This window comes from Aquabacterium fontiphilum (assembly GCF_009909205.1).
Taxonomy (GTDB): Bacteria; Pseudomonadota; Gammaproteobacteria; order Burkholderiales; family Burkholderiaceae_C; genus Aquabacterium; species Aquabacterium fontiphilum.
Genome location: NZ_JAAAPN010000012.1, coordinates 87,025 through 112,241 on the forward strand (window position 1 = coordinate 87,025; position 25,217 = coordinate 112,241).

Consider the following 25,217-nt stretch of genomic DNA (forward strand, 5'->3'; position numbering starts at 1 on the left):
TGGCGGTTGGCGATTTCCCTCGGGTGGGCTACCCGGCGCTCACCAGCCCGATGGTGCAGGCCCGCGCAGCGGGGCGAAGCGCGCGCTGAGGTGCTCGACAAAGGCCACCACCTTGGCCGACAGGTTCTTGCGCGCCGGGTAGACGGCATGGATGTCGGCACTGGGCGAACGCCACTCGGGCAGCACGGCGCGCAGGCGGCCCGAGCGCAGGTAAGGGGCAACGTGCCACTCCGAGCGCTGGAGGATGCCCAGGCCCTTGAGTGCCCAGGCCAGGGCCACCTCGCCGTCGTTCGTCGACACGGGGCTGGGCACCTTCACGCTCGCTCGCTGGTTGCCGTGCTGCAGCGTCCATTGCCCGAACACCTCGTCGCGTTCGCGGATGAAGATGCAGCGGTGCTGGCGCAGCGCCTGCGGCGAGTCGGGTACGCCATGACGTTGAAGGTAGCCGGGCGTGGCGACCAGCAGTCGGCGGTTGGGGGCCAGGCAGCGCGACGTGACGCGCGCGTCGGGCACCTCGCCAAAGCGAATGCACACGTCGATGCCGTCTTCGACCAGTTGCAGCGGGCGGTCGGTCAGCTGAAGCTGCACCTCAACCTCGGGGTGGCGGGCGATGAACTCGGCCACGGCCGGGGCGATGAAGTGGCGCCCGAATCCAAATCCTGCGTTGACCCGGAGCAGCCCCCGCGGCACGGCGCGCCCGCCCGCGACGCGCTGCTCCAGCTCGTCCACATCGGCCAGCAGCCGCCGGCCCTCTTCCAGATACAGCTCGCCTTCGTGCGTGAGGGCAGCGCGGCGGGTGGTGCGGTTGAGCAGGCGCACCCCCAGTCGTGACTCGAGCGCGGCCAGCCGCCGACTCACTGCCGCTGTCGACAGCCCCAGCTCCTGCGCTGCGGCAGACAGGTTACGCGCCTGCGCCAGTGTGACGAAAAAGGCCATGTCCGCAATCGCGTTCATTGTTGAGCTCAACGCAAGAATGATTTGAATACAGGCGGATTGTACTGTTGGGTTCAATGCCTAGACTGCCTCCATGAACTTACTTCTGGACCATGGTGCTGCTTTGCTGGTCGACTTCGCGCTGGGCATGCTGCTCGGCGTGGTGGGCGGTGTGTTCGGCATCGGCGGCGGGCTGTTTGCCATTCCCGCGCTGGCGTCGGGCTTCGGGTTGGAGCAGCAACTCGCTCAGGGCACGGCGCTGGTCATGGTCGTGCCGAACGTGATGCTGGGCTTTTGGCGCTACAAGCAGCGCAACCCGATTGCCATGGGGCCAGCGGCTGTGATGGGCGTGTGCGCCATGGTGTCGGCCTGGGCCACGGCCCGCTGGGCGGTGGCCATGGATGCGGCGCACCTGCGCGTGGCCTTCATCGCCTTCCTGCTCGGCCTGGTGCCCCTGATCGTATGGGGCGCACGCCGGGCGCAGACGCGCGCTGGCCAGGGGCCGGCGCGGCTGCAGCCAGTGTGGATGGGGCCGCTGGGCCTGTTCAGTGGCGTGTTCTCGGGCCTGTTCACTGTGGGCGGCGGGCTGGTAACCACCCCGGTGCTGACCGGGGTCCTGCGGGTGCAGCGTCAGACGCTGGCGCAAGGGTTGTCGCTGGCCGCCGTGACACCGGGCGCGGTGGCCGCCCTCTGGACCTATGCCGCTGCGGGGCAGGTGGACTGGGCCACAGGCGTGCCATTGGCCATCGGCGGCTTGCTCAGCATCTCCTGGGGCGTGGCCCTGGCCCACCGGCTCCCTGAGGCGTGGCTCCGGGCCATGTTCTGCGCCGTGCTGGTGCTGACGGCGGGTTGGATGGTCTGAACACCGCTGCAGGCCGGCCCATCCCGCAACAGGGTCTTTTGGCTTGCCGCGACACGGTTTTGACGTCACCATCCGCACACATTCAGCAACACACGGAGAGGTCGGTGCGCGATGGAAACAATTCTGGCGATCACAGCGGTGGCGATGGTGCTGCTGGGGCTGGCGGGCGTGATCCTGCCCCTGCTGCCGGGTACACCGCTTGTGTTCGGCGGCTTGTGGCTCGCGGCCTGGCTGGGCAGTTATGAGCGTGTGAGCGGCTGGACGGTGCTCGCCCTGGGCAGTTTGGCGGCCCTGGCCTGGTTGGCCGACTACCTGGCGGCGGCGGTGCTGGTCAAACGCGCAGGCGGCACGAACTCGGCGGCAACAGGCGCTGGGCTAGGTGCCCTGTTGGGTTTTGTCGCAGGTCTGCCCGGGCTCATTCTGGGGCCGGTGGCGGGCGCATCGGCCGGGCAGTGGCGCAGTCAGCGCGACGTGGGCGCGGCGGCGCGCGTGGGCCTCGTGGCCGGCCTCGGCTTCGTGGCGGCCACGGCGGTGAAGCTCGTGGTCGCCTTGGTGATGATCGTCGTGTTTGCGCTCGCCTGGTGGCGCTGAGCGGCCGGCGGGTGCTCGGGGCGGAGCCCTGGGTGCATTCAGGGGCAGCGGGCGACGTCGGTGGTCACGAAGGCCACCTGGTTGCCTACGCGCGCGCGCGCTGATGCGCACACCAGCGGCTGGCCCGGCGCGACGAGTTGCTCGCCGGTGGCGCAACGCTCGGCATCATGACACGAGCGCGTTTCGCGGTTGGCCGGCCAGCGGGGCAGCCAACTGACGTGCAGCGCATCTACCCGCCGGGCAGCGCCGTCGGTGTCGCAGCCACCATCCGTGACCGAGGCTTCGATCTGCTGCTTGCCGTATGCGCCCCTGAACTGGTCTTGATGGCGCAGGCGCAGGCAAAAGGGTTGGGCATGTGCGGTGGAGATCAGTTCGACCGACAAGCTCTGGCTGGGCGCGCGGTGCTCGGCATCCTGGCTGAGTTGCGGCAGGGCGCAGCCGCTCAGCAGGGCGGCTGCGAGAAGGCAGGCCAGAAGATTCGGGTGGGAGCTCGGGTGTGCGCGCATGCGCGCATCATTGCGCGTGCGGAGCGATTGCGTGCGGAAAACAGTCGGGCAAATCCCCGGCTGTTCAGGCTGCAGCCTGCTCCGATGCGGTGGGTGATGCCGCTTCGTGGCTGGTCACCGGGCGCACTTTGTTGCGGGGCTGACGGCGCTTGCGCCGTGCGTTGACTTCGTTGTCGTGCTGAGCGCGGCGGGCCACCACTTCCGCGCGGAACAGGCCGGCGATGCGCGGCCGCAGCAGCGCGAAGACCACCACCAGCGACAACGTCAGCATGGTCGCGTACAGCGTCATGAAATCACTGTAGGTGAACAGCCGGGCCAGCGGCTTGGCCATGCCCAGAAACGCGGCGTACATCCAGGATGCGCCGCTGACGGCAGCCAGCGCGGCCGACAGGTTCACCATGCGCTTGAACGAAGCGCCTGGCTCCGCAAGTTGGCCAAAGAAGTAGCGATGCAGCAGGTAGCCATTGACGGTCAGCACACACACCACCGTGATCTTGGATAACAGCTTGGCTCGGGACGTGATGGCCTCCAACTGAAAGCCGGTGTCGATCGCGATGATGGCTGCCCCCGTGATCCACAGGCCAATCAGCGCCCCCATCACCAGCTTGCTGGCCCAGGCCAACAAGCCCCGATCCACGCGCTTGCCCTTGAACAAAGACAAGTCGGCGTAGGCAATGCCCACGGCGGCAATGACGAAGCTGCCGACGTGCAACATCACCAACAGCATGCGCTCGATTTCCATGTGTGCCACTCCCGTAACGATCGCTGATGACAGCAGCGTCTCGTGACACTTTGCACGTTTGGCGTCGCCTCGTGGCGTCATTTGCAAACAGTTGTGTCCGGAAAGGACAAGGTGTTGCATCTGCTTGCAACTGCGGTGCAGATGCAGTCAACCGTTCACACCCGCCGGTGGGATGGCCGCCAGGAAAGCGGTTACAGCCGAGGCGGCCTCCTCCGGCCGCTCCTGCATGAAACAGTGGCCACCGGGCATCTGGCTGGCGCTGACCACCGGGTTGACCAGTTGCCAGCGCGCGACTGATTCTTCGATGAAGGGGAAAGTCCTTTCTGCGCGCAGGACCAGTGTGGGCGTGCGAACACGGCCGAGGTGGTGCCACAAGCGCTCTGGCGCCGAGCTGAATACCTCCGCCTCACGCTCAGGGCGGCATTTGAGGACCACGCCCCCCTCTGGTGCTGGGCCCAGCGCGTGGGTGACGAAGGCGTCCAGCGCCGCGTCCGACCACCCCTTGTAGACGCCGCGCCCCACCAGCGAGGCACGTGCGGAGGCGCGGTCTGGCCAGTGAGCTCGGCGGGCGCGTGCCTGCCGGGCCAGTGGGGTGAAACGGGTCATGCCGGTGGCTTCGGCCACGCTCATGCCCATCAGCATGGCGGGCGTGAACAGCACGGGGTCAAGCAGGGCGGCGCGCTGAAACAGCCCGGGGTGTTGGGCCAGCATGAGGCTGGTCAGCACGCCGCCGAAGCTGTGTCCCGCCGCCACCTTCGGCACGTCAGCGAATGCCTGACCTTGTGCGCGAAGGGCGTCTACCGCCCACTCCGCGTTGCGGTTCCATCCGGCAAACGCGCCACCGTGGTCGCTGTCGCCGTGACCTTGAACGTCACACAGCCACAGGTCGAAATGCGCGGCGAGGTGAGCCAGCATGGGCTCGTACATCCGGCTGCAAAAGCCATTGCCGTGAAGGAAGTGCAGCAGTGGTTTGCCCGAGGGTGGGGTGTGCCAGCCACGCAGGGTAAAGCCGTCGTCGACGGGATGGGCCCAGGGAAGAAACTGCATGGCGGCGATTGTGCCGTGCATGCCGCGAGGTTTCGCGTTACCATCGCAGCCATGAAAATCAATCAAGCGCTTGATTTGTCAGCGGAGAGGGTGGGCGACGGGCCTGTGCCCGGGCAGGACAGGGGGGTGCGTGCGCGCGAGCGCCTGTTGCAAGAGGCGACACGCCTGTTCGCCGAGAAGGGTTTTGCACGCGCCTCCACGCGCGAGATCTGCCAGGCCGCCGGCCAGAACGTCGCCTCGATTCACTACTACTTCGGTGACAAGGCGGGGCTGTACCGAGCGGTGCTGTCGCAGCCCATTGAGCTGATTCAGCAGGAGCTTGGCCAGTTTGACGATCCGGCACTGACGCTGCACGAGGCACTGCGCCGCCTGCTGGGGGCGTTTCTGTGTCCGCCCGCAGCGGGTGAGCCGGTGGATCCCACCATGCGGCTGTACCTGCGCGAAATGGTCGAGCCCAGCGGCGCCTTTCGTGACGTGGTGGCGGAACTGGTCACACCCTTGCACGAGCGGGTGGTGGCCTTGCTGGCCCGCCATGTCGGCGTGACACAGCCGGATGACGCCTTGCACCAGCTGGCTTTCGCCTTGTCGGCGATGGCACACGACTACGGCATGTCACGACCGTTCATGGACGCCCTGGCGCCTGGCTTGCTCCACGGCGACGGCGCGGTGGAGCGGGTGCTGGATCGGTTGGTGGCCTATGCCACAGCCTTGATTGAATGCGAACGACAGGCGCGTGCCCGAGCGGGCGTGGCGCACAACGGATGAGGAACACGATGACGGCGGAAAGCAAAACGACGTGGTGGCGGGATCAATGGCACTGGCTGGCGCTGGCTGCCGCAGGCGTGGCGGGGCTCGTGTGGTTCCAGTCGCATGCCCAGGCCGGTCGCGGCGACGAGCCGGCGGCGCGCGCGGTGCCCGTGGCGCAGGGGGCTTCACGCCCCGTGAAAGCGGCGCTCAGCGTGTCGGCTGTCGTGCCGCAACAGGCTCAGTGGGCGGTCGAACTCACCGCCAACGGGGCCATTGCCGCCTGGCAGGAAGCGGTGGTGGGGGCGGAGCTGGCCGGGCAGCGCCTGGCTCAGGTCCAGGTCAATGTGGGTGATCCGGTGCGCAAGGGCCAAGTGCTGGCCTTGCTGGCCAGCGAGGCCGTGCGCGCCGATGTGCAGAACGCCGAGGCCGCATTGCAGGAGGCCGAGGCCCTGGCGGCTGAGGCGCGCGCGAATGCGGACCGGGCGCGAGCCTTGCGCGAAAGCCAGGCCATGAGTGCCCAGGAGGCCCAACGCGCGATCACGGCCGAGCAGACGGCGGTGGCACGTGTGAACTCGGCGCGGGCGCAGTTGGCGTCGCAACGCGTGCGGCTGGCCCAGGCACGGGTGCTGGCGCCGGATGATGGCGTGATTTCGGCGAGGCAGGCCACCGTGGGGGCGGTCGTGCAGCCAGGACAGGAGCTGTTCCGGCTGATTCGCCAGAACCGGCTGGAGTGGCGGGCTGAACTGCCCTCGGCTGATCTGGCGCGGGTGCGGCCTGGCATGAAGGCCTGGGCCACGCCGCCGGGGGGACAGACTGTGGAGGGCCGGGTGCGCATGGTGGCGCCCACGGTGGACGCCGGCACCCGCAATGGCCTGGTTTATGTCGATCTGCCGGCATCGGCCCTGCAGGCGGGCGCCCGTGCCGGCATGTTCGCCCCGGGCCGTGTGGCCGTGGGGCAGGGCGGGGGGCTCACGCTGCCGCAGACGGCCGTGTTGCTGCGCGATGGGTTCTCGTATGTGTTCCGCATCGAGCCCGCGGGCACCGTGGCCCAGACCAAGGTGCAGATCGGTCGCCGGCAGGGTGACCGCATCGAAGTGGTGTCCGGTCTGGATGCGCGCGCCCAGGTGGTGGCCTCTGGCGTGGCCTTCCTCACCGACGGTGATGTGGTGCGCGTGGTGGCTGCGCCTGCGAAAGGCAAGCCATGAACGTCTCGGCCTGGTCGATCCGCAACCCCATCCCTTCCATCATGCTGTTCATCATGCTCACGGTCGTGGGCCTGATGGGCTTTGTGGGGATGAAGATCCAGAACTTCCCCGACATCGATCTGCCGACCATCACGGTCAATGCGGCGCTGCCGGGGGCGGCCCCTGCGCAGCTGGAAACCGAGGTCGCCCGCAAGCTTGAAAACGCGGTGGCCTCGCTGCAGGGCATCAAGCACATCTACACCAAGGTGCAGGACGGCAACGTGCTGCTGACGGTCGAGTTCCGGCTTGAGAAGCCCACGCAGGAGGCGCTTGACGAGGTGCGCGACGCGGTGGCGCGTGTGCGCTCGGATCTGCCTGGTGATCTGCGCGATCCGGTCGTGGCCAAGATGAACCTGTCTGGCTCACCCATCCTGACCTATACGGTGGCCTCCAGCCGACGGGACACCGAGGCCCTGTCCTGGTTCGTGGACCACACCGTGACCAAGCGGCTGCTGGCCGTCAAAGGGGTGGGTGCCGTGGCCCGCGTGGGGGGCGTGAGCCGCGAGGTACACGTCGAGCTGGACCCAGCGCGCCTGCTGGCGCTCAACGCCTCGGCAGCCGATGTGTCGCGCCAGCTGAGGGCGGTGCAGCAGGAGGCCTCGGGCGGTCGGGTTGACCTCGGCGGCCTGGAGCAGACGGTGCGCGCCATTGCCACGGTGCAATCTGCCGAGGAGCTCGCCGCGATGGACATCGCGTTGAGCGACGGCCGGCGTGTGCGACTGGACCAGATCGCCACGGTGCGCGACACGGTGGCCGAGCAACGATCGGGCGCGCTGCTGGACGGCGAGCCCGTGGTGGCCTTCGAGATCACCCGAGCCAAGGGCGCGGGCGAGGTCGACGTGGCCGAGGGCGTTCAGGCGGCGTTGGCCGAGCTGCGGGCAGAACATCCAGATGTGGAGGTGGTCGAGGCCTTCAACTTCGTCGATCCGGTGATCGAGAACTACGAGGGCTCGATGTACCTGCTGTACGAGGGCGCGGCGCTGGCGGTCATCGTGGTGTGGTTCTTCTTGCGAGACTGGCGTGCCACGCTGGTCGCTGCCGCGGCCTTGCCCCTGTCGGTCATTCCCGCCTTTGGTGCGATGTATTTGATGGGCTTCACCATCAACGTGGTGACGCTGCTGTCGCTGTCGTTGGTGGTGGGTATTCTGGTGGACGATGCGATCGTCGAGATCGAGAACATCATGCGCCACCTGGCCATGGGCAAGAAGCCGCTGGATGCGGCGCGCGAGGCCGCCGACGAGATCGGCCTGGCGGTGATTGCCACCACCTTCACGCTGATTGCTGTCTTCCTGCCCACGGCCTTCATGAGCGGGGTGCCCGGCAAGTTCTTTGTGCAGTTCGGCTGGACAGCGGCCATCGCGGTGTTCTTCTCGCTCGTGGTGGCGCGCATGCTCACACCCATGATGGCGGCCTACCTGCTCAAGGCGCCCGAGCGTGAGCATCCCGATCCGCGCTGGATGGGCTGGTATCTGACGTGGGTGCGCTGGTGTCTGCGCCATCGGGTGCTGACGCTGTTGGCCGTGGTCGGCTTCGTGGGGATGTCGATGTTCCTGGCCGGCCGGCTGCCGACGGGTTTCATCCCGCCGGATGATCTCTCGCAGACTCAGGTGACACTGCAGTTGCCGCCCGGCAGTACCTACGCGCAGACCGAGGCGGTGGCCGAGCAGGCGCGTCAGATCGTCGCGCAGCACGAGCACGTGAAGCTGGTGTACACGGCCATTGGTGGCGGTGCGGCAGGCAGCGACCCATTTGCACCGCAGGGTGCGGCCCAGGTGAACAAGGCCACGCTGACGCTGAACATGACCCACCGCACCGCGCGCTCGGGCGTGAGCAAACAGGACATCGAATCACAGCTGCGGGTGGCGCTGGAGGCGTTGCCCGGTGTGCGTGTGAAAGTGGGCTTTGGCGGCTCCAGCGAGAAGTACGTGCTGGTGCTCTCGGGTGAAGACGGCGCAGTGCTCAGCCAGCATGCGGCCAAGGTGGAGCGCGAACTGCGTAGCCTGCCGGGTATTGGCAACGTGACCTCATCGCTCAGCCTGGTGCGGCCTGAACTGGTCGTGCGGCCCGATCCGGCGCGCGCAGCGGACCTCGGCGTGAGCACGGCCGCCATCGCCGAGACGCTGCGCATTGCGACGCAGGGCGATTACGACCAAAGCCTGCCCAAGCTCAACCTGTCCCAACGGCAGGTGCCGGTGCTGGTGCGCCTGCCGGCGGAGGCTCGGACTGACCCGGCCTTGCTGGCGCGCCTGCCGGTGCCAGGCGCACGCGGGCCCGTGCCCCTGGGCAATGTGGCCACGCTGTCGATCGACAGCGGGCCGGCCCAGATCGATCGCTACGATCGGCAGCGCAACATCAACTTCGAGATCGAGCTGAACCAGCAACCCCTGGGTGATGTCGAGCGCGCTGCCATGGCCCTGCCAAGCGTGCGCAACCTGCCGCCGGGCGTGGCCGTGGCGGCCCTCGGGGATGCCGAGGCCATGAATGAGCTGTTCGCCAGCTTCGGGCTGGCCATGCTCACCGGGGTGCTGTGCATCTACATCGTGCTGGTGCTGCTGTTCAAGGGCTTCGTGCAGCCCATCACCATCCTGGTGGCGCTGGTGCTGTCGGTGCCGGGGGCGTTCTTCGCACTGTGGGTGACGCAACAGGCCTTGTCCATGCCGTCCATGATCGGCCTGATCATGCTCATGGGCATCGCCACGAAGAACTCCATCCTGCTGGTGGACTATGTGCTGATTGCGCGCAACGAGCATGGCCTGAGCCGCTGGGATGCCGTGATCGACGCGTGTCATAAGCGGGCGCGGCCCATCATCATGACGACGATTGCCATGGGCGCGGGCATGATGCCCATCGCCCTGGGTATCGGGGTGGATCCCAGCTTCCGCTCTCCGATGGCCATCGTGGTGATTGGCGGGTTGATCACCTCGACCTTCCTGAGCCTGCTTGTCATCCCGGTGGTGTTCACGTATGTGGACGATCTGGTGCGGTTGGTGCAGCGTTTGATGGGGCGCGTGCCGGCCGCTGATGTGGACGGCGTGCAGACCACGTGAGCATGGGGGATGACCCTTGATTGAGGGGGCTGCCCGGATCGGCTGACACGCCGATGTCTGACCTAATGCAGGTCTGTCCTGTACTGGGTGTCGGAGCGGTGTGGCATGTCGGTGGTGCGCAAGATCCTGTTGTGGTGTGTGGTGATCGGCCTGGCGGGCTGTGCGCATCGCGCTGAGCCGCAGGTCAAGCTGGCGCTGGCCCAGACCGAGCGCGGTGTGATGATCTGGCTGCCCGATCATGTGCTGTTCGATTTTGGCAAGGCCGAGCTCAGCCCGCAGTCCGAGCCCTACCTGCGGCGTGTGGCCGAGTTGCTGCGGGATAAAACGCCCGAGCCCTTGTTGTTGGAAGGGCATACCGACAATGTCGGTGCGGCCGATTTCAATTTGCGACTGTCCGAGCGGCGTGCACAGGCCGTGGCAGTGGCGCTGCAGGACATGGGCGTGACGCCTCAGCGCTTGCGCACCGCTGGCGTGGGGCTGGCGCGGCCGCTGGCCCCGAACGACTCTGAACTGGGGCGACGGCTGAACCGCCGGGTCGAACTCATTGTGCTCAATGAAACGGTGGCGCGCCTGACCCAGGGTGAGCCCGCCAATGCCTTTGAAGATGCCTTTGCCCGGCTGGAGGCGGAACTGGCGCCGTTGCTGAGCAACCAGGGGGCGCCAGCGGGCGCGGGGGCGCGTCAGTGAGACTGTCTCGACGCGATGTGTGGTCTGCCGGGCTGGCGCTGGCAGGGACGGCGATCGGCGGTGGGCTGTGGCGCCCCGTGCAGGCGGCGCCTGGTCAGCCCTCGCGCCCGCCGGTGGTGGCCACGACCCCGCCGAGAGGGCGCCGTTTCGCGCTGGTGCTGGGCGGTGGCTCGGCGCGCGGTTTTGCGCACATTGGTGTGGTCAAAGCGCTGGAGGCACACGGGCTGCGACCGGATGCGGTCTTCGGGGCCAGCGCGGGCGCGCTAGTCGGGGCGTTCTGGGCGGCGGGCATGCCGGCCAGCGCGATGGAGTCGCTGGCCTACCGCGTGCGCGACGACGAGGTCATCGATCTGGTCAACGGGCAAGCGGCCAACCGGCGTGGCATGGTGTCAGGCCAGGCTCTACAGCAGTTCGTCAACACGCAGCTCGAGGGGCGCACGATCGAGACCCTGCCCACACCGTTTCGGGCGGTGGCCACGCGCTATCCGGCGGGTCAGCTGCACGTGTTCAAGCACGGCGACCTGGGCTTTGCCGTGCGCGCTTCATGCAGCCTGCCGGGCGTGTTCCTGCCGGCCGTGCAGGGCGATCAGGAGTTTCTCGATGGTGGGCTCGTAAGCCCGATCCCCGTCGCATCCGCCCGCGCCGAGGGCTATGACCTGGTGGTGGCGGTGGATGTGGCCGGGTCTGACGCGCTGCTCCAGCGCGAACGCAGCGGTGCAGGCCTGTATCAGGTGCTGCTGCGGTCTTTCGAGATCATGGGTGAGGCCCTGCGTCAGCAGGAGGCTGCCAAGGCCGATGTGGTGATCCGACCCGACGTGGGACGCATCAGCAGCACCGACTTCTCGGCGCGCCGTGCGCTGGTGGATGCCGGCTTCGTGGCTGGCCAGCGGCTCGCGCCGGTGATACGCGAGCGGCTGCAGGTGCGCCGCTGAAGGCGCACCCGCTCGCGCGTCAGGCTCAGACGCGCTCGATCACCATCGCGATGCCCTGACCGCCGCCGATGCACATCGTGATCAGCGCATAGCGGCCACCGGTGCGCTGCAGCTCATACAGGGCCTTGGTGACCAAGATGGCGCCCGTGGCGCCCACAGGGTGGCCCAGCGAGATGCCCGAACCGTTCGGGTTGGTCTTCTCGTTGGGGAAGCCCATTTCCTTGGACACCGCGCAGGCCTGTGCGGCAAAAGCTTCGTTGGACTCGATCAGGTCCAGATCCGACACCTTCAGGCCAGCCTTCTCCAGCGCCAGCTTCGAGGCAGGCACCGGGCCGATGCCCATGTACTCCGGCTCGACACCCGCATGGGCATAGGACACCAGGCGGGCCAGGGGCTTCAGGCCCAGTGCCTTGGCCTTGTCGGCGCTGGCCATCACCACGGCGGCGGCGCCGTCGTTCAGGGTCGAGGCGTTGCCTGCGGTGACGGTACCTTCTTCCTTCTTGAACGCCGGCTTCATCTTGGCGAGGGTGTCCACACTGGTGTCGGCCTTGACGCCTTCATCGGTGTCGAACAGCACCACGCCCTTGCGGGTCTTGAGCTCGACGGGGACGATCTGCTCCTTGAAGCGGCCCGCCTCAATGGCGGCGGCGGCGCGTTGTTGCGACTGGGTCGCGTAGGCGTCTTGCTGCTCACGGGTGATGCCGTGGCGAGCGGCCACGTTCTCGGCGGTGATGCCCATGTGGATGTTCAGGCGTGGGTCGTGCAGGGCGCCCAGCATGAAGTCCAGCATCTTGACGTCGCCCATGCGGGCACCCCAGCGGTTGGAGGTGACCAGATAAGCACCACGGCTCATCGACTCGGCACCGGCGCCGATGGCCACATCGCAGTCGCCCAGCAGGATGGCCTGGGCAGCCGACACCACGGCCTGCAAGCCGGAGCCGCACAGACGGTTGACGTTGAACGCGGGCGCCTCTTGCGGCACGCCGGCATTGAGCGCGGCCACGCGGCTCAGGTAGGCGTCTTGCGGGATGGTGGGGATCACGTTGCCGACCACGACGTGGCCGACGTCCTGGGGCGCGACACCGGCACGCTCCAGGGCGGTCTTGATGACCAGAGCACCCAGGTCGGCGGGTGGGATGTCTTTGAGCGAGCCGCCGTAGCTGCCGATGGCGGTGCGGGCTGCACCAACGAATACGACTTCACGAGTCATGGAGGTTCTCCGATGGGGTAGGGGGTGGGCCACGCGCTCACCCATTCTGGCTGGAATCCTTGTCAAATTATCGCCGCATCGGGGACGCTTCGCTTGGAACTGGATCAAATCCTGTCAATTTGGGCAAATGTAATTACAATCGGCCCCCCTGCAACCGGAAAAAGGTGGGCAAGCATGACCGCTCAACGCGCCGATCGACAGACACGGCTGCGCATCGGACTGATGGGCCTGGGCCGCATCGGCTCGCTGGTGGCCGGCGAGCTGGCCGCAGCCGACGACATGGACCTGTGCTGGGCTGTACGTCGCACGGGGGACGGCGATGCTCGCCCATCTGGCCTGGCTCCGGAGGTGGCCGTGACCACGGCGGCCGAGTGGAGCCCCGGGTTCTTGCGGGAACACCCCGTTGATGTGGTGATCGATTTTTCGCACGCCTCGGCCGCGCGCCATTACCCGATGCTGGCACAAGCCGGCTGTCGGATCGTCTCGGCCATCTCTCACTACGGCCCCGAAGCGCAGCCCTTCCTGGCGGCTGCTGCACGACATGCAGCGGTGCTGCACTCGCCCAACATCACCTTGGGCATCAATTTTGTGCTGGTGGCCTCGAGGCTGATGCAGCGGCTTGCGCCCCATGCCGACATCGAGGTGGTGGAGGAGCACTTCCGGGGCCAGCCAGAGACCTCGGGCACGGCGCTCAAGCTGGCCCAGGCTCTCGGCCTGGACCCGACTCGTCAAGTCAACTCCATCCGCGTGGGCGGCATCGTGGGGCGGCATGAGGTGATCTTCGGCCTGCCGAACCAGACGATCCGCCTCACCCATGAAAGCATCAGCGGCAAAGCCTTCGGCCAGGGCGCCATGTTTGCCGCCCGATGGCTGGCCGCTCAGCGGCCGGGGCGCTACACCATGGAAGAGGCTGTGCGCAGCACCTTCGCCGCCACGCTCGCAGACGATCTGGCCGCCGCGACGCCTGCTCCGGGCGGGGGGCGAGTCAGGTGGTCGTCTGCGGCGTGATGCGGCCGGTAGCGGCCAGGGCGGGGCGTTTCTGGGCCTGCCCCGGTGTCTGTCCGGTCCAACGCTTGAAAGCGCTGTGAAAGCTCGACTGGCTGGCAAAACCCAGCTTGAGCGCCACCTCGGTCAGCGTGTGGCGCCCCTCACCCATGAGCAACACGGCCTGCTGGTGACGCACGCGGTCATGAAGAGCACGAAAGCTCAGCCCGGCGGCCTCCAGACGGTGCTGCAGCGTCCGTGCGGGCAGGCCCAGCGCGCCGGCCACCGCGTCGAGCGTGGCCGTGCCGGCCTCCAGCCGATCCAGGATCTGACGCTCCACCAGGTGAAGAAAGCTGCCTGATTCCGCGTGCAGGCTGCGCATCCGATCGGACAGTTGCGCCCGCAGCATGGCCTGGACGCCGTGATCGCCACGAGAAATGGCCAGGCCCGCGTAGTGGCCCGGGCCACTCATGCGGCTGCGCAGCGCGCCGTAGTGCACAGCGCCACCGAACGTCTGGGCCACCCGCGCCATCCGGGCAGGCGTCGGCGCCGGGCCGGTGAACTCGACATCGAACGCAAGTTCGGCATGCTGTGACAGCCAGCGCGCGTGCCACGCGATGGTGGCCAGCGTCAGCCGCTCCAGGTCGGCACTGGGGCACGGGCCCAGCGGCTGCAGGCTCAGTTCGAAGCGCTGATCCTCCAGCGTGGCGTGCAGCACATACACATCGTTGAGCAGGCTGTAGAAGTGCGCCAGCGCCTCGGTCGCTTCGCGCAGATCGCGGCTGGCCATCGTGATGAAGCCCAGCGGCCCGGTGTCCCACGGTTTGACGAACTCGGCGAGGTCGAGCGCCAGATCCAGGTCTGGGTGGCTATCGGCGAGCGCGACTTCGGCATGGCGCAGCAGGGCTTCCCAGGCTTCGACCGGCTGACGCATGTCTTCCGTCAGGGTGGCCAGCGCGGCCAGTGTGGTGGGCGCGAAGACGTGGTCGGGCGTGACGCCCAGCTGCTGCAGGCATGCAGGCAGCACCTGCAGGTAGCCGGGGTGCAGGCTGCAGGACGCCGTGGTGGTGGGCGATGTGATGGTGCCGCGCATGGGCGATTTGTACCGCGCTTGATGCCACGCGCGGTGGAAACCCTGGTGACAGACGCACTGGGGCTTTCCCGCGGTTGGGCCTGATTTCAGGCCGTTGGCCACGCCGTTTGCGCGTGTCAGTAAAAGCCTTGCGCCCACGCGAAAGACGGGCAGCCGGTCGCCTCGAAGAATGCCCCTGCAGCTTGCGCTGCCCATTTCACAACCGCGTGAGGAACAACCATGAAACTGTCGACTGTTGTGCGCGCCGCCGGTCAGGCGCTGGCCTTGTCCCTGGCCTGGCCCATGCTGGCTCAGGCTTCCACGGCCTATCTCAAATGGGTGCCTGTGCAGGCGCCGGTGGCCAGCGGTGCCAGCTGCGGCAATGGCACGCCCTATCACTTCTTCGTGAACCGGGCGATCGGCACGCGCAAGACGCTGATCTACTTTGAAGGCGGCGGTGCATGCTGGCAGCAGCGTGAGTGTCTGGGCAAGGGCAAGTTCTCCGAGGTGGCGACCAATCCCGACGGGGTGCCCGCGAATTACCTCAGTCAGGTCAACCTGGCAGCCTTTGGCATGGTGTCGCCGATGATCTGGCGCTTGAGTCCACTGACCCGCACGGTGACACAAAGCTGGAATCTGGTTTATGTCCCTTACTGCACGGGCGATGTGCACACAGGCAACGCTGTGGGTGTATACGGCGACCAGACGCCGAGCAGTCCCCTGACGTACTACCACCGTGGCCACGTCAACGCACAGCAAGTGGCCAAGTGGGTGGCGGCCAACCTGCCTTCGGATGAACTGCTGGTCAGCGGCTTCTCTGCGGGCTCCACAGGGGCCACGGCCAACTATGCAATGGTGCGCGACACGGTCCGTCCTGCGCGGGCCTCGATGCTGAACGATGCGGGCCCGCTGTTCCCTGCACCCCAGTCCAGCACCGCCGAACAGCATCCCTCGCTGCCTCTGCACAACCGGATTCGCCAGGCCTGGGGTTTGGACCGGCCCGGTGGCGTGCTGACCAACCTGCTGTCACGCTACCCGCAGATGGAGCCCGTGCGCAGCGATCTGGGCGCCATCAACAATGCACTGGCAAGGCAGTTCCCGCAAGACCGCTTCGGCTATGCCGTGATGCAGCAGGATGGCGTGTTCTCCACCTTCTCGTACCGCCTGTTCAACCCGGACATCGCAGGCATCACCGACACCCGTCAACGTGACGCCGCTTACAACAAGCTGTGGCGCAAGGACCTGGCCAACTGGACGGCCCAGCTCGATCAGAGCCCCAACATCGGCTATTACGTGCCGCTGTTCCGCCCCTTGATCAAGTCGCACACGCTGACCACGCTCGACTACGCCGGCACGGCCATCGAGGACCAGGGCCACCGCTCCATCGAGACCTTCATTCAGAACACCCTGGACCGCAGCAAGCCACCCATCCGTGCCGTCGAACGCGATCAGGTCAGCGACTACTTTCGCCCCGCAGACGGGATTCAGTGGCTGATCTTCCTGTTCCAGGATCTGTTTGTCTGACCAGAGGCCATCATGACCGCTCATCCGCTGTTTGCGACGGCTCCCATGACGATTCCCCGCAGCTTGCCAGCGCTGCCGCCCGCGCTGCGTGCACGTGACGGCTTGCTGTTGCATCGACAGAATTGGCCCTTGTCCGAGCCTCTCGGAACGGTGGTGCTGGTGCACGGCATCGCCGAGCATTCGGGCCGCTATGCGCATGTGGCGCGTCAGCTTCAGATGTGGGGCTGGCAGGTGGCCGCGTACGACCAACGCGGCCATGGCCGCTCCGGTGGCCCGCGCGGTGTGCTGCGTCGGGAGGACGATCTGCTCGCCGATGTGGCCACGGTGATTGCGCAGGTCCGTCAGGAGGCAGGCTGCGGGCCGTTGGTGCTGATGGGGCACAGCATGGGCGGGCTGGTGGCCGGTGCCCACGTGCAGCGCTTGCAGGCGGGCCTTGCACCGTCCCACAGCGACGTCGATGCGCTGGTGATGCTGTCACCAGCACTGGATGTGTCTGGCTCGGCGCCACGCCTGCTGGAGCGTGCCTTGCCCTGGCTGGCCAAGGCGGTGCCCGGTCTGACCATACAGGCCCGCTTCGATCCGGCCGGCATCTGCCGCGACCCGGAAGTCGTGCGCGCCTATCTGGACGATCCCCTGGTGCATGACCGCATCAGTGTGCGGTTGGGGTATTTCATTCAGGCCACAGGCGTCCTGGTTCGGGCCGCCGCATCCGCATGGGTGAAGCCGACGCTGCTGTTGTACGCGGGCGCAGATCGCATCGTGCAGCCGCGTGGGAGCGCGCATTTTGCGCAAGGGGCAGCGCCGGCCGTGGTGGCGCACTGCTTTGCTGACATGGCGCACGAGCTTCACAATGAACCGGATCAGGCCTGCATGATGGCCCACTTGCAACGTTGGCTGGGCGCGTGGCACGGCGTGTATGCCGCGCGCGTCGCCGCCACAGTGGGGCCCCACGGCCCGGGGCCGCATCACCGCGGCAACAGCGCCGCGGCGGCCTGAGCCAGTTGTGTGATGCGATCCCAGTCACCCTCGCGTACGGCTTCGGCCGGCGCCAGCCAGGAGCCGCCCACGCATGCCACGTTGGGCAAGGCGAGGTAGTCTGGCGCGTTGTCGGGCGAGATGCCACCGGTGGGGCAGAACACCGCCTCGGGGAAGGGGCCGCCAAAGGCCTTGAGCATGGGCATGCCACCGGCTTGCTGGGCCGGGAAGAACTTGAAGCGCGAAAAGCCTGCGTCCATGGCCGACATCAGTTCCGACGCGGTGGCCACACCGGGCAGCAGGGGCATGGGCGCATGGGGGGCAGCATCGAGCAGGCGGGGCGTCAGGCCCGGCGAGACGCCCAGGCGTGCGCCCGCTCGGGCGGCCGCATCCCACTGTTCGGGGGTGGTGATGGTGCCCGCGGCCACGATGGCATCGGGCACCTGACGCGCCAGCAAGGTGATCACCTCCAGTGCATTGGGCGTACGCAGCGTCACTTCCAGCACGCGCACCCCGCCGGCCAGCAGCGCACGCGCCAGCGGCACGGCGTCGTCGGTGCGTTCGATCACCAGGACCGGGATGACCGGCCCGCTGCGCAGCGCGCCATCGATCAGCTGGGTGTGTTCCGGGCTCATCCGAGGCTCCATCCAAAGGTGGTGGCGCCGGCTTCGGCGCTGCTGACGCTGCGTCGCATGCCGGCAAACAGGTCGCGGCCCATGCCGGCCGCGTGGGCCGGATCAGGCGCGACGTCGCTCGTGCGGGCGGCCCATTCGGCTTCGGCCACCAGCGCCTGCAGTGTGCCTTGTTCCGCGTCGAGGCGGATCAGGTCGCCCGTGCGGACCTTGCCCAGCGGGCCGCCGGTCACACATTCGGGCGTCACGTGGATGGCCGCAGGCACCTTGCCCGAGGCGCCCGACATGCGCCCGTCGGTCACGAGGGCAACGCGGAAGCCCTGATCCTGCAGGTTGGCCAGCGGGGGGGTGAGCGCATGCAGCTCCGGCATGCCATTGGCCTGGGGGCCCTGGCCGCGCACGACGGCGACGAAGTCGCGGTTGAGTTCGCCGCGCCGGTAGGCGTCACCCAGTTCGGTCTGGTCATTGAACACGATGGCCGGCGCCTCGACGACGCGATGGGCCGGTTTGACGGCCGAGACCTTGATCACCGCTCGCCCGAGATTGCCCTGCAACACACGCAGGCCCCCATCGGCCGAGAAGGGCTGGGCCGCGGTCGCCAACACGGCCGGGTCGCCGCTGACCGCGGGGGCCTCCACCCATTCGAGGCGGCCGTCGCGCAGCACAGGCTGGCGGGTGTAGGCCGCCAGCCCCTCGCCCATTGCCGTGCGCACGTCGCCATGCACCAGGCCGGCCTGCAGCAGCTCACGGATCAGGAAGGCCATGCCGCCTGCCGCGTGGAAGGCGTTCACATCGGCGCTGCCGTTGGGGTAGACGCGCGCCAGCAGCGGCACCACGGCCGACAACGCGTCGAAGTCGTCCCAATCGATGACGATGCCGGCTGCCCGCGCCATGGCCACCAGGTGCAGTGTGTGGTTGGTCGAGCCGCCGGTGGCCAGCAGGCCGACGATGCCGTTGACCACGGCGCGCTCATCCACCACGTGACCCACAGGCGTGTACTGAGAACCGGTGCGCACGAGCTGGGCCACGCGCCTGGCGGCGGCGCGCGTCAGGGCCTCACGCAGCGGGGTGCCCGGGTTGATGAAGGCCGTGCCTGGCAGGTGCAGGCCCATGATCTCCATCAGCATCTGGTTGCTGTTGGCCGTGCCATAAAAGGTGCAGGTGCCGGGGCCGTGATAGGCCTGCTCTTCGGCGGCGAGCAAGGCTTCTTCGCCGATCTCGCCGGCTGCATGGCGCTGGCGGATGCGGGCCTTCTCGTCGTTGCTCAGCCCCGAGGTCATCGGGCCGGCCGGCACGAAGATCGTGGGCAGGTGTCCAAAAGCCAGCGCACCGATCAAGAGGCCGGGCACGATCTTGTCGCACACGCCCAGGCACAGTGCCGCATCGAACATGTTGTGTGACAGCGCCACGGCCGTGGACATGGCGATCACGTCGCGCGAGAACAGCGACAGCTCCATGCCGGGCTGCCCTTGGGTGACGCCGTCGCACATGGCGGGCACGCCGCCTGCGAACTGGGCGGTGGCCCCCACCTCGCGGGCCGCTTCCTTGAGCCACTCGGGGTAGGCTTGCAGCGGCTGGTGGGCCGACAGCATGTCGTTGTAGGCTGAAACGATGGCCAGATTGGGCGCGCGTTGCTGGCGCAGCCAGATCTTGTCGCCAGCGGGTGCGGCGGCATAGCCATGGGCGAGATTGGTGCAGCCCAGGCCGGCACGGGCCACCGGCCAGCGGCGGGTGGCCTCCTCGATGCGGGCGAGGTAGTCGCCGCGGGTGTCGGCACTGCGCTGCCGCACCCGTTCGGTGACCGCGATGAGTGTGGGGTGGAGCGTCATGGCGTGCGAAGGTGGCGAGCCCCACTGCAAAGGGGGGCTGGCAGTGGATGGGAGGGCAGGATCATTATGATGGGACGATGTGAACCCGATGTCTGCAGCGTGGCCCCATGAGCACAAGGGAGTTGGGACAGTTGATCTCGCACACCGCTACCGATCCTGCCCGCCTGGCACAGGATCTGGCCGATTTCGTCGCTGCGCGGCTGCGCGAAGGGCTGGCTGCGCGCGGCACTGCGCTGCTGGTGGTTTCGGGTGGCAGCACACCCGTGCCGTTCTTTCAGGCGCTGTCCCAGGTGGCGCTGGACTGGTCGCGCGTGACCGTGACCCTGGCTGATGAACGCTGGCTGCCGCACGATCATGCCGACAGCAATGCGGGTCTGGTGCGTCGGCACCTGTTGCAGGGGCCTGCCGCATCGGCGCGCTGGGTGCCGCTGGGACAGGGAAGGGGCGACCCGGCGCTGGCCTGGCCCGCCGTTGAGGCCGCGCTGGCGCAGGCGCCGTGGCCGGCCGATGTGGTGGTGCTGGGCATGGGGGCAGATGGCCATACGGCGTCGCTGTTTCCTGGCGCGCCGGGTCTGGCTGAGGCGCTCGATGCCGGCTGCACTCACCGCTGTCAGGTGGTTCCCGCACCGGCCCCACCCAATGTGCCGGTGGACCGCATCACGCTGACGGCGCGTGCGCTGCTGGACGCGCGCACGCTGGTGCTGCACACGACGGGCGCGGCCAAGCGCGCCTTGGTGGCGCAGGCCATGGATGGGCTCGGCAGCGCGGGTGGGGCAGGGGCTGCAGGCTCCGGCGCCGATCTGGCTGCTGTCATGGCCTGCCCGGTCCGGCTGGTGCTGTGGCAGACCGGGGTCCCTTGCCACCTGTTTCATGCGGACTGAGGCCGATGCACTACCCGAAACTGCTCGGTGACATCGGTGGCACGAACGTGCGGCTGGCGCTTCAGGTCGAGCCGGCGGGGCCCATCACCCACATCGAAACGCTGCGGCTGGCCGATCACATCGGCCCGCTGGAGGCGATCACGGCTTACCTGCAGCAGCAAGGCGCCTGGGAGGGCGCACTGCGTCCGCGCTCGGGCTGTCTGGGCATGGCCTGTCCCGTGCTGGGCGATGCGATCCAGATGATCAATGCGCCATGGGCCTTCTCGACCGAGGCGCTGCGCCAGGCTTTGGGCCTGAGCAGCCTGCGCATTCTCAATGACTTCACCGCGCTGGCGCTGGCGCTGCCGGCGCTCCCTCCTCAGGATCTGCGCCAGGTGGGCGGCGGCAGCGTGCAACCCGGGATGGCCAAGGCGCTGCTGGGAGCGGGCACGGGGCTGGGGGTTTCGGGCCTGATCCCTGGCCCCCTGGTACAGGGTGAGCCGGTGTGGGTGCCGATTGCGGGCGAGGGCGGCCACGTGAGCCTGCCTGCCTGCGACGAAGACGAGGCGCGGCTGATCGCGGCGCTGCGGGTGCGCTTCGGCCACGTTTCGGCCGAGCGGGTGCTCTCGGGCTCGGGCCTGGTGCTGCTGTACGAGACGCACGCGCGGCTTGCGGGCGTCACGCCTGAGCGGCTCAGTCCAGCCGAGGTGGCCGATCGCGCGCTCGGTGGCCATTGCCCGTGGTGCCGCGCGGCACTTGACAGCTTCTGCTCCTTCATGGGTACCGTGGCCGCCAATCTGGCGGTCACGTTGGGCGCGCAGGGCGGGCTGTACATCGGCGGTGGCATCGTGCCGCGGCTGGGCGCCTTCTTCGAGCAGTCGGGTTTCCGGGCGCGCTTCAATGACAAGGGGCGCTACACGGCTTATCTGTCTGCCATCCCCGTGTTCGTGATCCACGCGCCTTATCCGGCGCTCGTGGGCGCCAGCCGGGCCTGACGCGTCAGCGTGAGCGGCCCGGGCGGGCTTCAGGGGCGCTGCGCCTCAATGCGTGGCGCGCTGGCGGGCCTCGAGCCGGGCCATGAACGCGGCGGGGACGGGCGTCACCTTCTTGCCGCCGTCCGGGCCATCGCCCACGAACACCACGCCGGTCTTGCCGCGGGCGACCTCACGGCCGGTCTGCTTGTCCTGCAGCCGGAAGACGAGGTCGAAGCCGTAGCGGTTGAAATCGGCCGGCACCATGTCGACCTGCATGGTTTCGCCATAGAAGGCCTCGGATTTGTACTGGGCCATCATGTCGCCCACCACGATGGTCAGCCCTTCGATGTCCAGCTCGCCCACATAGCCCAGCCAGCGGAAAAAGCGCAGCCGCGCCTCGGAGACCAGCGTCAGCAGTTGGGCGTTGTCGAGGTGGCCGCCCTGGTTGACGTGGCTGATGTAGATGGGAATGTCGGTCGAGAACAGGAACTGCGCTGGCAGGTCGAACTGGATGCGGGCCATGGATGGGGCGTGTACTGCTGCGAAAGCAGCCATCATAGGCCGGTCAGCGCGTCTGCAAGCTGGGTTTCAGCGCAGCGGGAGTGCTCGGGAAGCTGTGGCGCAGGATGCGCCAGATGACCTGGCTGAACTGCCCCACCATCGAGCCGGTGTTGTAGTGGATGCCGTAGCGGCGGCAGATGTCGCGCACCACCGGCGCCATCTCGGCGTAGCGGTTGGCCGGCACATCGGGGAAGAGGTGGTGCTCGATCTGGTGGCTGAGGTTGCCCGTCATGATGTGCAGCAGCTTGCTGCCCGACAGGTTGGACGAGCCCATGATCTGGCGGCGGTACCACTCAGGGCGGGTTTCGTTCTTGACCACGCTCTTGGGGAAGGTGTGCACGTGCGTCGTGAAATGTCCACAGAAGATCACGGTGTAGGTCCACACGTTGCGGATGCCGTTGGCGATCAAGTTGCCCAGGAACACCATGCCGAAGACCGGCCAGGCCAGCAGCGGGAACACGATGTAGTCCTTGACCAACTGGCGGCGGGCCTTGCGCAGCGTTGGCGCGGCCTCGCGCAGCAGCTGGCGCCAGGTGATGCGGCCGATGAACACGCGGCCCACGCGCAGATCCTGGATGGCCACGCCCCACTGGAACAACAGCGCAAAGATCACGGCATACAACGGCTGGAAGAGGGCGCCGGGATACCATTTCTGCTCAGGGAACAGACGCAGCACGTCGTAGCCGATGTCGTCGTCCATGCCGTGCACGTTGGTGTAAGTGTGGTGCTTGAAGTTGTGGGTCTTGCGCCAGTTGTCGCTGGTGCCCACGATGTCCCATTCGAAGGTCTTGCCCTGGAAGGCAGGGTCGCCCATCCAGTCGAACTGGCCATGGATCACGTTGTGACCCAGTTCCATGTTGTCCAGGATCTTGGAAATCGCCAGCAGCGCGACGCCCAGCGCCCATGCGCCCCACATCCAGGCGCCTGCGAGCAGCAAGCCAGACATCAGCAGCACGCGGCCGGCCACCTCGGTGTAGCGTACGGCCTTGAAGATGTTGCGGATGTAGCGCGCATCGCGCTCGCCCAGGTCGGCGACGGTGCGGGCGCGCAGGGCGTCGATCTCGGCGCCAAAGCGGGCAAGCTTATCGGGGCTCAGTTCACGGGGGGCGGCAAGGGTGCTCATGGGTGTCATCACGGTGTGAAATCGGGGCCTGCTGGACTCACAGCTCAAGGCTGAGGTCGCTGCGTGCGCGGCTGACGCACAGGCGCACGGCCATGTCGGGCTCAGACTGGGTTTCGCCAGTCTGGGTGTCGAGCGTGCTGCCGCTGTGGCGCGGGCACACGCAGGTGTGGCAAATGCCCATGCGGCAACCTGAGGGCGGGTTCAGGCCCTGCGCCTCCAGCGCCTCGAGCAGGCTGGTGCCGGTGCTGACCTGAACGGTGCGCCCGCTGCGCGCCAGGTGCACGTTCACCAGTCGCGTGGGCGCCGTGTCGGTCTCAGGAGGCAGCGCCGCAGGCGTGAAGCCTTCGGCCTGGAACTGACGCACCCGGCCTTGCGTGAGCTGGCGGGCCGCCTCGACAAAGCCACCGGGGCCACAGGCGTAGACCTGCTGTTCGGCCAAGCTCGGCACCAGCGCCTCCAACTGCGCCAGGCTGATCAGCCCCTCGTGCTCGTCAGCCAGCCGTTCGGTTTCGTGCGTCAGCACGACGTGCAGATGAAAGCGCGGCTCGCGCGCGGCCAGCGCACGCAACTCGTCGATGAAGCACAACTCGGCGCGTGTTTTGGCCCAGTAGATCAGCGTCAGCTCGACGGGCATCTTGCGCGCGGCGAGTGCGCGCGTCAGGCTCATCAGCGGCGTGATGCCACTGCCGGCGGCCAGAAACAGCCAGCGTCCGGCCAGCTGGGCCGGCAGCACCATGTCACCAAAGGCAGGGCCGATCTCCAGCACATCGCCCACGCGAGCGTGCTGCACGAGGTGGCTGCTCAGCGTGCCGCCCTCGACGCGCTTGACCGTGATGCTCAGGCGCCGACGCCGGCCCGAAGGCAAGCCGGTCAGGCTGTAGCTGCGGGTGACCTTGCGGCCGTTGACCTCGGCGCTGACATTGACGTGTTGACCTGGCTGGAAGCTGCCCACATGGGCGTTGGGCTTGAGCACCAGCGTGACCGTGTCGGCTGCCTCGACCCGGCGCGCCACGATGCGGGCCAGCGGGCGTGACCACGACCAGATCGGGTTGACCATGCCGGCCCAGAAGTCGAAAACGCTCGGCTCGATGGCGGGCGCAAGCAGGCGACGCCACAAGCCCGGGGTCGGGTGGGCGTGGGGTGCGTTGAGACGTGGGGAGGTGGCAGTCACGGGCAGGGCGCGCAAGGGTCAACGGAGGGCGAACGAAGGGCGAACGAAGGGCAGATGACGGACGAACGGACGGGCAGACGGCGTTGATGTTGCGGAGTATACGTGTGCAAATACGTTTGTCTATACACTTGTGCATTAATTTCCCGGCGGTATGATGTGGGATCTGTTGACAGGCATCAAATGAGCGCCATCACCGTAACAAGGGAGTTGGCCGATCCAGACACTGAGCTGCGATCGGCCGCCGGCTTATCCACTGCCCCCGGCACCCCCGGCACCCCCGGCACCCCCGGCCGCAAGGCCGTTATCTCGCGAGAAGACATCATTGCGGCGGCCCTCAAGCTGGTGGGGCCGCACCGCAGCGTCTCCAGCCTCAGCCTGCGCGAGGTGGCGCGGGCAGCCGGCATCGCACCCAACAGCTTCTATCGCCAGTTCCGCGACATGGACGAGCTGGCCGTGGCACTGATTGACCGGGCCGGGCAGTCGCTGCGCCACATCATCGGGGAGGCGCGTCAGCGCGCCACCACGCAGCGCAGCGTCGTGCGCGGCTCGGTCGAGGCGTTCATGGAGCAACTGCGCGGCGACGACAAACTGCTGCACATCCTGCTGCGCGAGGGCTCAGTGGGCTCGGACGCCTTCAAACAGGCCGTTGATCGTCAGCTCAACTACTTTGAAGAAGAGTTGCGCCAGGACCTCATCCGTCTGGCCAAAGCCAATGGCACGCCGCTGTTCGAGCCCGGCCTGACCGCCAAGGCCATCACCCGGCTGGTGTTCACGATGGGCGCCACGGCGATGGACCTGACGCCCGAACGCCATACCGCCTTCACCGAGCAGGTGATCCTGATGGTGCGGATGATCGTCGCCGGCACGCAGACCATGGCGGCGATGAAGCCGGACGAGCTGGCGCGTTGAAGCGTGCACCAACTTGGCCCATAACTTGCGTGTGCCATGGGTGGCGCCCGCTCGA

Annotated in this window: 24 protein-coding genes; 13 read left to right on the forward strand and 11 right to left on the reverse strand. The window is 67.6% G+C overall.

Annotated features, from left to right (window positions below):
* Window positions 1-39: 39 nt before the first annotated feature.
* Window positions 40-954 carry a LysR family transcriptional regulator gene (locus GTZ97_RS14230; protein ID WP_161651307.1) on the reverse strand — a complete coding sequence of 305 codons (915 nt, stop codon included), beginning with the start codon at window positions 952-954 and terminating at the stop codon, window positions 40-42.
* Between the two features lie 73 nt (window positions 955-1,027).
* Here GTZ97_RS14230 and GTZ97_RS14235 point away from each other — a divergent pair, with 73 nt between their 5' ends.
* Both GTZ97_RS14235 and GTZ97_RS14240 read left to right on the forward strand, forming a co-directional pair.
* The gene (locus GTZ97_RS14235; protein WP_161651308.1) at window positions 1,028-1,795 is read left to right on the forward strand and encodes a sulfite exporter TauE/SafE family protein; all 768 of its coding nucleotides are present in this window, start codon (window positions 1,028-1,030) and stop codon (window positions 1,793-1,795) included.
* Between the two features lie 111 nt (window positions 1,796-1,906).
* Window positions 1,907-2,386 (forward strand): DUF456 domain-containing protein, encoded by a 480-nt coding sequence (locus GTZ97_RS14240; protein WP_161651309.1) that lies wholly within the window; start codon window positions 1,907-1,909, stop codon window positions 2,384-2,386.
* 38 nt (window positions 2,387-2,424) lie between these two features.
* Here GTZ97_RS14240 and GTZ97_RS14245 read toward each other — a convergent pair whose 3' ends face one another.
* The 3 genes from GTZ97_RS14245 to GTZ97_RS14255 all read right to left on the reverse strand — a co-directional run bounded on the left by GTZ97_RS14245 (window position 2,425) and on the right by GTZ97_RS14255 (window position 4,681).
* Window positions 2,425-2,892 (reverse strand): hypothetical protein, encoded by a 468-nt coding sequence (locus GTZ97_RS14245; RefSeq protein ID WP_161651310.1) that lies wholly within the window; start codon window positions 2,890-2,892, stop codon window positions 2,425-2,427.
* A gap of 64 nt (window positions 2,893-2,956) precedes the next feature.
* Window positions 2,957-3,634, reverse strand: a complete 678-nt coding sequence (locus tag GTZ97_RS14250) for a hypothetical protein (RefSeq protein ID WP_161651311.1) — start codon at window positions 3,632-3,634, stop codon at window positions 2,957-2,959.
* Window positions 3,635-3,781: 147 nt separating this feature from the next.
* Window positions 3,782-4,681 (reverse strand): alpha/beta fold hydrolase, encoded by a 900-nt coding sequence (locus tag GTZ97_RS14255; protein ID WP_161651312.1) that lies wholly within the window; start codon window positions 4,679-4,681, stop codon window positions 3,782-3,784.
* Between the two features lie 51 nt (window positions 4,682-4,732).
* Here GTZ97_RS14255 and GTZ97_RS14260 point away from each other — a divergent pair, with 51 nt between their 5' ends.
* The 5 genes from GTZ97_RS14260 (at window position 4,733) to GTZ97_RS14280 (ending at window position 11,338) form a co-directional block, all read left to right on the forward strand.
* Window positions 4,733-5,446, forward strand: coding sequence for a CerR family C-terminal domain-containing protein (locus GTZ97_RS14260; RefSeq protein ID WP_161651313.1), 714 nt, complete (start codon window positions 4,733-4,735; stop codon window positions 5,444-5,446).
* An 8-nt stretch (window positions 5,447-5,454) separates the two neighbouring features.
* The gene (locus GTZ97_RS14265; RefSeq protein WP_161651314.1) at window positions 5,455-6,633 is read left to right on the forward strand and encodes an efflux RND transporter periplasmic adaptor subunit; all 1,179 of its coding nucleotides are present in this window, start codon (window positions 5,455-5,457) and stop codon (window positions 6,631-6,633) included.
* Window positions 6,630-9,719 (forward strand): efflux RND transporter permease subunit, encoded by a 3,090-nt coding sequence (locus tag GTZ97_RS14270; RefSeq protein WP_161651315.1) that lies wholly within the window; start codon window positions 6,630-6,632, stop codon window positions 9,717-9,719. The genes GTZ97_RS14265 and GTZ97_RS14270 overlap by 4 nt, the downstream gene beginning before the upstream one ends.
* Before the next feature lie 105 nt (window positions 9,720-9,824).
* Window positions 9,825-10,406: an OmpA family protein gene (locus GTZ97_RS14275; protein ID WP_161651316.1), complete on the forward strand. Its 582-nt coding sequence runs from the start codon at window positions 9,825-9,827 to the stop codon at window positions 10,404-10,406.
* A complete protein-coding gene (locus GTZ97_RS14280; protein WP_161651317.1) occupies window positions 10,403-11,338 on the forward strand; it encodes a patatin-like phospholipase family protein in 936 nt (311 codons plus the stop codon). Before GTZ97_RS14275 ends, GTZ97_RS14280 begins: the two co-directional genes overlap by 4 nt.
* A 25-nt stretch (window positions 11,339-11,363) precedes the next feature.
* Here the strand turns inward: GTZ97_RS14280 and GTZ97_RS14285 are convergent, their stop codons facing one another.
* Window positions 11,364-12,548, reverse strand: a complete 1,185-nt coding sequence (locus GTZ97_RS14285) for an acetyl-CoA C-acyltransferase family protein (RefSeq protein ID WP_161651318.1) — start codon at window positions 12,546-12,548, stop codon at window positions 11,364-11,366.
* A gap of 174 nt (window positions 12,549-12,722) precedes the next feature.
* Between GTZ97_RS14285 and GTZ97_RS14290 the strand changes: the two genes are divergently transcribed.
* The gene (locus GTZ97_RS14290; protein ID WP_161651319.1) at window positions 12,723-13,556 is read left to right on the forward strand and encodes a 4-hydroxy-tetrahydrodipicolinate reductase; all 834 of its coding nucleotides are present in this window, start codon (window positions 12,723-12,725) and stop codon (window positions 13,554-13,556) included.
* On the opposite strand, the gene GTZ97_RS14295 is transcribed toward GTZ97_RS14290, so the two are convergent.
* Window positions 13,534-14,625 carry a helix-turn-helix domain-containing protein gene (locus tag GTZ97_RS14295; RefSeq protein WP_161651320.1) on the reverse strand — a complete coding sequence of 364 codons (1,092 nt, stop codon included), beginning with the start codon at window positions 14,623-14,625 and terminating at the stop codon, window positions 13,534-13,536. The genes GTZ97_RS14290 and GTZ97_RS14295 overlap by 23 nt on opposite strands.
* A gap of 219 nt (window positions 14,626-14,844) precedes the next feature.
* Here GTZ97_RS14295 and GTZ97_RS14300 point away from each other — a divergent pair, with 219 nt between their 5' ends.
* On the forward strand, window positions 14,845-16,128 hold the full coding sequence (locus GTZ97_RS14300; protein WP_161651321.1) for a pectin acetylesterase-family hydrolase: 1,284 nt from the start codon (window positions 14,845-14,847) through the stop codon (window positions 16,126-16,128).
* A gap of 129 nt (window positions 16,129-16,257) precedes the next feature.
* Complete coding sequence (locus GTZ97_RS14305; protein WP_236651229.1) at window positions 16,258-17,124, forward strand: alpha/beta hydrolase; 867 nt, start codon at window positions 16,258-16,260, stop codon at window positions 17,122-17,124.
* Here GTZ97_RS14305 and GTZ97_RS14310 read toward each other — a convergent pair.
* The gene (locus tag GTZ97_RS14310) at window positions 17,094-17,738 is read right to left on the reverse strand and encodes a bifunctional 4-hydroxy-2-oxoglutarate aldolase/2-dehydro-3-deoxy-phosphogluconate aldolase (RefSeq protein ID WP_161651323.1); all 645 of its coding nucleotides are present in this window, start codon (window positions 17,736-17,738) and stop codon (window positions 17,094-17,096) included. The genes GTZ97_RS14305 and GTZ97_RS14310 overlap by 31 nt on opposite strands.
* Window positions 17,735-19,564, reverse strand: coding sequence for a phosphogluconate dehydratase (gene edd, locus GTZ97_RS14315; RefSeq protein WP_161651324.1), 1,830 nt, complete (start codon window positions 19,562-19,564; stop codon window positions 17,735-17,737). The genes GTZ97_RS14310 and edd overlap by 4 nt, the downstream gene beginning before the upstream one ends.
* Before the next feature lie 107 nt (window positions 19,565-19,671).
* Here edd and pgl point away from each other — a divergent pair, with 107 nt between their 5' ends.
* Together pgl and GTZ97_RS14325 are read left to right on the forward strand one after the other, a co-directional pair.
* Window positions 19,672-20,445: a 6-phosphogluconolactonase gene (gene pgl / locus GTZ97_RS14320; protein WP_161651325.1), complete on the forward strand. Its 774-nt coding sequence runs from the start codon at window positions 19,672-19,674 to the stop codon at window positions 20,443-20,445.
* A gap of 5 nt (window positions 20,446-20,450) precedes the next feature.
* Entirely contained in the window at window positions 20,451-21,419 is a 969-nt protein-coding gene (locus GTZ97_RS14325; protein ID WP_161651326.1) for a glucokinase, read from the forward strand.
* A 45-nt stretch (window positions 21,420-21,464) separates the two neighbouring features.
* Here GTZ97_RS14325 and GTZ97_RS14330 read toward each other — a convergent pair whose 3' ends face one another.
* From GTZ97_RS14330 to GTZ97_RS14340, 3 genes are read right to left on the reverse strand one after another with little or no spacing between them, the layout of a single operon-like run.
* Window positions 21,465-21,920, reverse strand: a complete 456-nt coding sequence (locus GTZ97_RS14330; RefSeq protein ID WP_161651327.1) for an acyl-CoA thioesterase — start codon at window positions 21,918-21,920, stop codon at window positions 21,465-21,467.
* A gap of 43 nt (window positions 21,921-21,963) precedes the next feature.
* On the reverse strand, window positions 21,964-23,082 hold the full coding sequence (locus tag GTZ97_RS14335) for a fatty acid desaturase family protein (protein WP_161651328.1): 1,119 nt from the start codon (window positions 23,080-23,082) through the stop codon (window positions 21,964-21,966).
* Between the two features lie 37 nt (window positions 23,083-23,119).
* Window positions 23,120-24,253, reverse strand: coding sequence for a ferredoxin reductase (locus GTZ97_RS14340; protein ID WP_201748301.1), 1,134 nt, complete (start codon window positions 24,251-24,253; stop codon window positions 23,120-23,122).
* A 180-nt stretch (window positions 24,254-24,433) separates the two neighbouring features.
* On the opposite strand from GTZ97_RS14340, the gene fabR reads away from it, so the two are divergent.
* The gene (gene fabR / locus GTZ97_RS14345; protein ID WP_161651329.1) at window positions 24,434-25,162 is read left to right on the forward strand and encodes an HTH-type transcriptional repressor FabR; all 729 of its coding nucleotides are present in this window, start codon (window positions 24,434-24,436) and stop codon (window positions 25,160-25,162) included.
* Window positions 25,163-25,217: the final 55 nt, after the last annotated feature.